Origin of the sequence: Bacillus sp. TSO22 (assembly GCF_020223595.1) — a bacterium.
Lineage (GTDB): Bacteria > Bacillota > Bacilli > Bacillales > Bacillaceae > Bacillus > Bacillus inaquosorum.
Window position 1 is genome coordinate 745219 of the sequence record NZ_JAHAWO010000004.1, and the last position, 8175, is coordinate 753393.

General features: G+C 44.5%; 8 protein-coding genes, 1 rRNA gene and 1 riboswitch. Of the genes, 7 read left to right on the forward strand and 2 right to left on the reverse strand.

All coding sequences use genetic code 11. The features are described from left to right. Positions 1–115: 115 nt before the first annotated feature. The 3 genes from betB (at position 116) to KHQ79_RS08740 (ending at position 3480) form a co-directional block, all read left to right on the forward strand. A complete protein-coding gene (gene betB / locus KHQ79_RS08730) occupies positions 116–1588 on the forward strand; it encodes a betaine-aldehyde dehydrogenase (RefSeq protein ID WP_060399357.1) in 1473 nt (490 codons plus the stop codon). A gap of 16 nt (positions 1589–1604) precedes the next feature. Next, on the forward strand, positions 1605–2813 hold the full coding sequence (gbsB, locus tag KHQ79_RS08735) for a choline dehydrogenase (RefSeq protein WP_032732389.1): 1209 nt from the start codon (positions 1605–1607) through the stop codon (positions 2811–2813). An 88-nt stretch (positions 2814–2901) separates the two neighbouring features. After that, positions 2902–3480 (forward strand): MOSC domain-containing protein, encoded by a 579-nt coding sequence (locus KHQ79_RS08740; RefSeq protein ID WP_225514844.1) that lies wholly within the window; start codon positions 2902–2904, stop codon positions 3478–3480. 5 nt (positions 3481–3485) lie between these two features. On the opposite strand, the gene KHQ79_RS08745 is transcribed toward KHQ79_RS08740, so the two are convergent. Then, on the reverse strand, positions 3486–3974 hold the full coding sequence (locus KHQ79_RS08745) for a DinB family protein (RefSeq protein ID WP_032732387.1): 489 nt from the start codon (positions 3972–3974) through the stop codon (positions 3486–3488). A 167-nt stretch (positions 3975–4141) separates the two neighbouring features. On the opposite strand from KHQ79_RS08745, the gene KHQ79_RS08750 reads away from it, so the two are divergent. Genes KHQ79_RS08750 through KHQ79_RS08760 form a run of 3 tightly spaced genes read left to right on the forward strand, consistent with a single transcriptional unit; the run spans position 4142 to position 6760 of the window. Further along, positions 4142–4666 carry an NfeD family protein gene (locus KHQ79_RS08750; RefSeq protein WP_032732388.1) on the forward strand — a complete coding sequence of 175 codons (525 nt, stop codon included), beginning with the start codon at positions 4142–4144 and terminating at the stop codon, positions 4664–4666. A gap of 18 nt (positions 4667–4684) precedes the next feature. Continuing rightward, positions 4685–6214, forward strand: coding sequence for a flotillin lipid rafts scaffold protein FloT (floT, locus tag KHQ79_RS08755; protein ID WP_003242269.1), 1530 nt, complete (start codon positions 4685–4687; stop codon positions 6212–6214). Positions 6215–6238: 24 nt separating this feature from the next. Beyond that, complete coding sequence (locus tag KHQ79_RS08760) at positions 6239–6760, forward strand: GNAT family N-acetyltransferase (protein WP_133486266.1); 522 nt, start codon at positions 6239–6241, stop codon at positions 6758–6760. A gap of 40 nt (positions 6761–6800) precedes the next feature. Here the strand turns inward: KHQ79_RS08760 and thiT are convergent, their stop codons facing one another. After that, positions 6801–7379, reverse strand: coding sequence for an energy-coupled thiamine transporter ThiT (gene thiT / locus KHQ79_RS08765; protein WP_100276307.1), 579 nt, complete (start codon positions 7377–7379; stop codon positions 6801–6803). 100 nt (positions 7380–7479) lie between these two features. Then, positions 7480–7581: riboswitch (TPP riboswitch) on the reverse strand. A gap of 468 nt (positions 7582–8049) precedes the next feature. Here thiT and KHQ79_RS08770 point away from each other — a divergent pair. After that, positions 8050–8175: ribosomal RNA gene (locus tag KHQ79_RS08770) — 16S ribosomal RNA — on the forward strand; the annotation flags it as partial.

Consider the following 8175-nt stretch of genomic DNA (forward strand, 5'->3'; position numbering starts at 1 on the left):
CAAAATGAAAAATCAAGATGGGGCTTTGACAGTTTAAAAACCATGTGTTAGATTAAGGTTGTTAAAAACATTAAATTTTTATTTAACAAACTTTATTTACGTCAAGGAGGCTTATATGAGTCAAACATTATACATTGACGGAGAATGGATCAGTGCCGAAAAAGAGCAGATCCGAAGCATTATCAATCCATTTAATCAAGAAGAAATTGCAACCGTAAGCGAGGGAGGGCGAGAGGACGCCATCAAGGCAATCGCAGCCGCGCGAAGAGCATTTGACAAAGGAGAATGGCCATCTCTATCTGGGCTTGAACGCGGGAATATTGTTCTGAAAATTGCGGAATTAATCAGACGCGATCTTGATGAACTGGCTGAGCTTGAATCTCTTGATACGGGAAAAACACTCGAAGAAAGTAAGGCCGATATGGACGATATCGCCAATGTTTTTCAATACTACGCCGGATTGGCAGACAAAGATGGCGGAGAGATCATTTCATCTCCGATCCCTGATTCGGAAAGCAAAATCATCAGAGAGCCAATCGGGGTATGCGGCCAGATCACTCCGTGGAATTATCCGCTCCTGCAAGCGAGCTGGAAAATCGCGCCTGCACTGGCTGCAGGAAATACGATCGTCATGAAGCCGAGTGAGATCACGCCGCTGACGACAATCAAAGTCTTTAAGCTAATGGAAGAAGCCGGTGTTCCAAAAGGGGTCGCGAATCTTGTCCTTGGACCGGGAGCCACAGTGGGCGACGAGCTTGCCGCTAACAAAGACGTCGATTTGATTTCGTTTACGGGTGGAATCGAAACAGGCAAAAAAATCATGCAGGCGGCAAGCGGAAATGTCAAAAAAATCGCGCTTGAATTGGGCGGGAAAAATCCAAATATCGTTTTCAAGGACGCGGATTTAGAGGTTGCGGTTGATCAGGCATTAAACGCTGTATTTTTCCACGCCGGCCAAGTGTGCTCTGCCGGTTCCCGCTTGCTTGTTGAAGATGCCATTCACGATCAGTTTTTAGCAGAGCTTGTCAAACGGGCAAAGCGCATAAAACTCGGCAACGGTTTTCACGCAGAGACAGAAAGCGGCCCGCTTATTTCTGCAGAGCACAGGGCAAAGGTAGAAAAATATGTAGAGATCGGAATACAAGAAGGCGCAAAGCTGGAGACAGGCGGCAAGCGCCCGGAAGATCCTGCGCTGCAAAACGGGTTTTTCTATGAACCTACTATTTTCTCTAACTGCAAGTCTGGCATGAGAATCGTTCAGGAAGAGGTTTTCGGTCCTGTATTGACGGTCGAAACCTTCAGCTCGGAAGAAGAGGTAATCGCGCTTGCAAATGATACCATCTATGGCTTGGCCGGAGCGGTATGGTCAAAAGATATTGAAAAGTGTGAACGCGTAGCAGCCCGCTTGAGAATGGGAACCGTTTGGATTAACGATTTCCATCCGTATTTTGCGCAGGCGCCATGGGGCGGCTATAAGCAATCCGGGTTCGGACGCGAGCTTGGAAAAATGGGCCTTGAAGAATACACAGAAGTCAAACATGTGTATCGCAATACAAAACCAGCAGCGGTTAATTGGTTCAATTCATAAGAGGGGGAGATTGATGATGACATTAAATATGAAAGTAGAAAGCATGCAAAAATTCCACACATTTGAAATTCCGACTGTGATTAAGCACGGAATCGGAGCCGTCAAGCATACGGGTGAAGAAGTAGCTGCGCTGGGTGTTTCAAAAGCACTTCTTGTCACAGACCCTGGGATTTATAAAGCCGGCGTCGCTGATCCTGTTATCGAATCACTTAAAGAAGCAGGCATTGAAGTGGTGCTCTTTAATAAAGTAGAGCCAAACCCGCCTGTCCGTCTGGTGAATGAAGGATCTGAGCTATACAAAAAAGAGAACTGTAATGGTTTAGTGGCAGTTGGAGGCGGAAGCTCCATGGATACAGCGAAAGCAATCGGAGTAGAAGCAACTCACGAAGGAAGCGTGCTTGATTATGAAGCGGCAGATGGAAAAAAACCGCTGGAAAACCGCATTCCTCCGCTGACGACAATTCCGACAACGGCCGGAACAGGATCAGAAGTAACCCAGTGGGCGGTTATCACAGATGAAGAAAGAGAATTCAAATTCAACACGGGCGGTCCGCTGATCGCAGCGCACCTGACCATCATTGATCCTGAGCTTCATATTTCAATGCCTCCGCATGTAACAGCCATGACGGGAATTGATGCGCTTGCTCATGCCATTGAGTGCTATACTATGAAATTTGCGCAGCCAATTACGGATGCAGTTGCCTTGATGGCGATTGAATATGCCGCTCATTACATTAGAAGAGCATTTGCTGACGGAGAGGATCTGGAAGCAAGATACGGAATGGCGCAGGCTGCGATGCTTGCAGGTCTTTCTTACGGCAGTGAATCAGCGGGCGCGGCTCATGCGATGAGCCAAACGCTTGGCGGTATTATCCCAGTCGCTCACGGTCAATGTGTGGCTGCGATGATGGGCCCTGTCATGGAGTACAACTGGAAGGGCTATCCTGAGAAGTTTGCACGTATTGCGAAAGCGTTCGGTATTGATACAAGCAATATGACAACAGAAGAAGCTGCGAAAGCATCTGTTAATTGGATGTATGACCTTGTTGAAGATTTAGAAGTACCGACTTTAGAAGAGCAGGGAGTATCACCCGATATGATCGAACGCTTGTCAAAAGAAGCAATGAAAGATCCGCAAACCTTCGGAAATCCTAGAGATTTAAATGAAAAAGCATACAATTGGATCTACAAGCGCTGCTTTAACCTTACACCTAAAACAGTATAATCGATGTCCCGCTCATTTACAGAGCGGGATTTTTTTTGGATAATGAAGCATAGATGGAAATTTTAGAGAAGAAGGAAGGTACCGGCTGATGTGGAAGCGTATGACTGCAAGAACGGAAGGCTTATATATCGCAGATACAGAAAGTTTCGTAACAAAGCAAATGGACAAGCTTGATTTTGATTATGGCGGCATCCCCGGCGACTTGCATTTTGGCCTGACCAAAAAAGCGGGAGCCAGAGAACCGATGTTTTCAAAAGGGACAGAAATTTTCAACCGCAGACAAATTTCTATTGTATCAATAGAGGAATGTGATCAAATTGCTTTAAAAATGGGAGTGCCGAGCATTTTGCCGGAATGGCTTGGGGCGAATGTGGCAGTCAGCGGCATACATGATTTCACATCATTAAAAGAAGGAAGCCGGATCATTTTCCCAAGCGGAGCCGCTTTGCTGTGTGAGGGAGAAAATGATCCGTGTATCCAGCCGGGCGAAGTCATTCAATCTTATTATCCGGACAAGCCGAAGCTGGCGCCTGCTTTCGTCCGACACGCACTGGGCATAAGAGGGATTGTCTGCATTGTTGAGAGACCCGGTGCTGTTTATGCAGGTGATGAAATAGAAGTTCATTCCTATCAGCGGAAAGTCAAACGAAAAGCAGAAAGGGTCTGATCAAATCAGACCCTTTCTACCTTTTCTTTAATTTCTTTAATCTGGCTGAGGTGCCGTTTTTCATGGTGGCCGATAAAATCGATCCACTGTCTGACAGTCAGCTCTTGAAAGACAGGATGCGGAAGCACTCTCTTAAGATCTTCTTCTTTCAGAGAGGCAATTGCAGCTGTCAGCTGCTCTCTCACTACATCAAGCTCGCGTTTCATTTGACTGCCTGAAATAAAATCATGCTCAGGCTCAAGGTGACTCGGAGCTTTCCGTTTATTGTTTCTGTCCTGTGCAGTCTCAAGCGGTTTTTCTTCAACTTCTTTAACAGGAGCTTCCTTTACACGTTCCTTCAGCATTTTTTGTGCGGCCATATCGATTTTTTTCAAATGGTCAAGAACTTCACGTATGCTCCATTCTTCAGCAGAAGGCTTTTGATTCAGCTTTTCGTCAGAAAGTCCTTTCACTTCGTTCCACGTTTCTAATCTGGCTTCATTAAAGATACTCATCATATCTCCTCCTAAAATGACATTACCATATATATAAGCAATTATCATTTATAAAGCACTTAACAGGGAGCATTTATCTAAAAATTTTGAAACCTTTTCCATTGTGTCTCGTATAAATGGTAACGGCAGCCGTTCATCAATGCATTGATGAGGAAAGGATGAGGTATTTGGAGTTATTGGGCGTTCCTATACAAACAATTTATCTTTATACGCTTATTATTGCGGGCAGTCTTACGCTGTTATTTCTATTTTTCGGAGATGTATTTGCAGGGCTGTCAGAAGGCATTCCGCTTCTTAATCCGACATTGGTGCTCGCATTTTTCACATGTTTTTCAGCAGGCGGATATATAGGCGAGCTCACATTGCCCCTGTCCAGCCTGTTGCTCGCGTTTTTATCGTGCATCCTTTCGATCATTCTGGTGACATTGCTTCACATCTTTGTACTCGTACCATTATCATCCGCTGAAGAATCATTGGCTTATAAAGAAGCTGATCTAAAAGGAAGAGTCGGTAAAGTGATTACAGCTGTTCCTGTTGACGGGTTTGGTGAAGTGGTCATTGAAGGGATAGGCGGCACCATCTCGAAGTCAGCGGTCAGCTTTGAGAATCAGCAGATCAGTTACGGAACAACGGTTTTAGTTGTAGATGTCAACAACGGAGTTCTTTCGGTTACTCCGCATGAACCTATATAAAACAAGGAGGAATGTGATATGACAATGCCGATTATAATTGTCATCGGAGTTGTATTCTTTTTATTAATTGCACTAATAGCCGTGTTTATCACAAAGTATCGTACGGCAGGGCCTGATGAAGCGTTAATCGTAACGGGGAGCTATCTCGGCAATAAAAACGTTCATGTCGATGAAGGCGGCAACCGTATTAAAATCGTCCGCGGCGGAGGAACCTTTGTTCTTCCCGTCTTCCAGCAGGCAGAGCCGCTAAGCCTATTATCAAGCAAACTGGATGTTTCGACACCTGAAGTCTATACAGAACAAGGAGTGCCTGTAATGGCCGATGGAACTGCGATTATTAAAATCGGCGGTTCTATAGGAGAAATCGCTACAGCGGCCGAACAATTTTTAGGAAAATCAAAAGAAGATCGTGAGCAGGAAGCGCGAGAGGTTTTAGAAGGCCATCTTCGTTCCATTCTCGGCTCAATGACAGTTGAAGAAATCTATAAAAACAGGGAGAAATTTTCTCAAGAGGTGCAGCGTGTCGCTTCACAGGACCTCGCGAAAATGGGGCTTGTGATCGTCTCCTTTACCATTAAAGATGTACGTGATAAAAACGGTTATCTTGAATCATTAGGGAAACCGAGAATTGCCCAGGTAAAGCGTGATGCTGATATCGCAACAGCAGAGGCTGATAAAGAAACCCGGATTAAGCGGGCAGAAGCGGACAAAGATGCAAAAAAATCAGAACTTGAACGGGCGACAGAAATCGCTGAAGCTGAAAAAATCAATCAGCTCAAAATGGCTGAATACCGCAGAGAACAAGATACGGCAAAAGCGAATGCTGACCAGGCATATGATTTAGAGACTGCCAGGGCGCGCCAGCAAGTCACAGAGCAGGAAATGCAGGTTAAAATTATCGAACGCCAAAAACAAATAGAACTGGAAGAAAAAGAAATTCTTCGCCGTGAACGCCAATACGACTCAGAGGTAAAGAAAAAAGCCGATGCAGACCGTTATTCAGTCGAGCAGTCCGCAGCAGCCGAGAAAGCCAAACAGCTCGCGGAAGCCGATGCCAAGAAGTACAGTATAGAAGCAATGGCGAAGGCAGAGGCGGAAAAAGTCAGAATTGACGGACTGGCAAAAGCAGAAGCTGAAAAAGCGAAAGGGGAAACAGAAGCTGAGGTTATCCGCCTAAAAGGTCTGGCAGAAGCGGAAGCAAAAGAGAAAATTGCGGCTGCCTTCGAGCAGTACGGGCAGGCTGCGATCTTCGACATGATCGTAAAAATGCTTCCGGAATACGCGAAACAAGCTGCTGCACCTCTTTCAAATATTGATAAAATCACCGTTGTTGATACAGGAGGAAGCGGTGAATCAAGCGGCGCCAACAAAGTAACCAGCTATGCGACAAACTTAATGTCAAGCCTGCAAGAAAGCTTGAAAGCATCGTCGGGAATTGACGTAAAAGAAATGATTGAGAACTTTTCAGGAAAAGGAAACGTAAAACAAAGCATTAACGAATTAACAAATGAAATAAAAGAAGCAAAAACGGTCCAAAAACCAGAATAATGACTGCGGAAAGGATAGCGGCATATGGTAATCTTACGAGAAGCAAAGGTAGAAGATATAAAGGACATTGCAAAGGTGCATGTGGACAGCTGGAGGACAACATATCGCGGAATTGTCCCGGCTGATTATTTAAACAGTCTGAATTATAAGGAATTTGAAGACAAATGGAAAAGCCGCTCGTTAAAGGGTGTATTTGTCGCTCAGGATGAAAAAGGTTCGATATTCGGCTTTGCTTCATTTGGACCTATCCGCTCTGAACAAAAAGGCTATGACGGCGAGCTATACGCTATTTACCTTTTAGAAGAACATCAGCGGCAAGGGGCAGGGAGAGCGCTCTTAGCAAAAGGAGCAGAGTTTTTGCTTCATCATGGCTTTTCGAGCATGTTTGTTTGGGTGATGGAGAAGAACCCCTCAATTACATTTTATCAGTCCTATTCCCCTGAAAGAGAAGCGGAGGACAGCTTTGAAATTGCAGGAGAAAGGCTGAAAGAAATAGGGTTTGGCTGGCCGGATCTTCCTGCTTTGAAAACAGTCCTTAACAGATAGCAAAAAACAACCCCCAGCGGATTGCGCTGGGGGTTTCTCGTTAAGCTCTGTCAGTTTTGAGCAAACGCGGTGCTGTCATAAACAATAAACAAAGGACAATTGCACAGATGATGAATGAAGGAACCATATAGGTAGCATTATAAGTTAAAGAATAAATCCATACAGGCGTTCCTTTTGGAGCGAAGCTGCCGAAAAACACAGCCCCTGAAATGACATGTGCGGCATAGCGGAGGAAACTGCCGATAAAAACTGCGCTGACCACTGAAACAATCAGTTTTCCTTTTGTTTTGGATACAGCGGCTTTGCGGACAGAAGAAGCGAAAAATCCGCTTAATCCGATAGCTGCAAACGCGATAAGGTAATCTAGCAATAGCTGGACAGGGTGTTGTGCGAATAAGTTTCCGATCGCTATTTGAACAAGGCCTGTCAGCAGACCGGTAGTAAGGCCTGCTTTGACACCCCACCGAAACGAAATCAAAAAGATCGGAATCATCATGATGGAGACCGAGCCTCCTTGAGGCATACGGAGAAACATTCCTGAGACGATGTCTAAAATAACAGCAGCCGCAGTCATAATTGCAATTTCAATAAGGCGAACCAGTTGCTTAGATTGATTCATAAAAATCCCCTTCCATCAATAGACAAACCAAAAGGACAACAAAAAAGCAGCACGCGGAAGGATGAGAAAAGTTCCACGCACTGCTTTACAATCTGCAATTCATTTGACTTTGCCACATCCCTACGCCAGCGTTAACTAACAGGTTCAAAGGGTCAGAACGTAACCGCTCACTCTCAGCTTTAATGCTCCCCTTGTGGTCATCAGTATTTAGTTCGTTTCTACTATACAAGAAAAAGAAAAAAACAACAAGATTGCATTACTGAATAGATGTTCTTTTAAAATAGTTATATGATAAATACGCGACAGATACCATGACAAAGATTATAGTTTATTTGTTTTATAGATTTTTTTAAAAAAACTATTGCTATAAATGAATACAGGTGTTATATTATTAAACGTCGCTGATGAACAGCAGACAAAACAAGAAGCTTCAAAACAATTTGAAAAAAGTTGTTGACAAAAAAGAAGCCGAATGTTATATTAGTAAAGCTGCTTCATTGAGAAGTGAGTAACAGAATGATCTTTGAAAACTAAACAAGACAAAACGTACCTGTTAATTATTTTTAAATAAATCGCACAGCAATGTGCGTAGTCAGTCAAACTAGGGCCTGCACGATGCAGGTCACACAGGTGTCGCCGCAGGATGCGGTGAACTTAACCTGTGATCCATTTATCGGAGAGTTTGATCCTGGCTCAGGACGAACGCTGGCGGCGTGCCTAATACATGCAAGTCGAGCGGACAGATGGGAGCTTGCTCCCTGATGTTAGCGGCGGACGGGTGAGTAACACGTGGGTA

Excerpts from the sequence above, each read along its gene's own strand:
- betB (WP_060399357.1), top strand. The coding sequence starts at position 116 with ATGAGTCAAACATTATACATTGACGGAGAATGGATCAGTGCCGAAAAA.
- gbsB (WP_032732389.1), top strand. The coding sequence starts at position 1,605 with ATGACATTAAATATGAAAGTAGAAAGCATGCAAAAATTCCACACATTT.
- KHQ79_RS08740 (WP_225514844.1), top strand. The coding sequence starts at position 2,902 with ATGTGGAAGCGTATGACTGCAAGAACGGAAGGCTTATATATCGCAGAT.
- KHQ79_RS08745 (WP_032732387.1), bottom strand. The coding sequence starts at position 3,974 with ATGAGTATCTTTAATGAAGCCAGATTAGAAACGTGGAACGAAGTGAAA.
- floT (WP_003242269.1), top strand. The coding sequence starts at position 4,685 with ATGACAATGCCGATTATAATTGTCATCGGAGTTGTATTCTTTTTATTA.
- KHQ79_RS08760 (WP_133486266.1), top strand. The coding sequence starts at position 6,239 with ATGGTAATCTTACGAGAAGCAAAGGTAGAAGATATAAAGGACATTGCA.
- thiT (WP_100276307.1), bottom strand. The coding sequence starts at position 7,379 with ATGAATCAATCTAAGCAACTGGTTCGCCTTATTGAAATTGCAATTATG.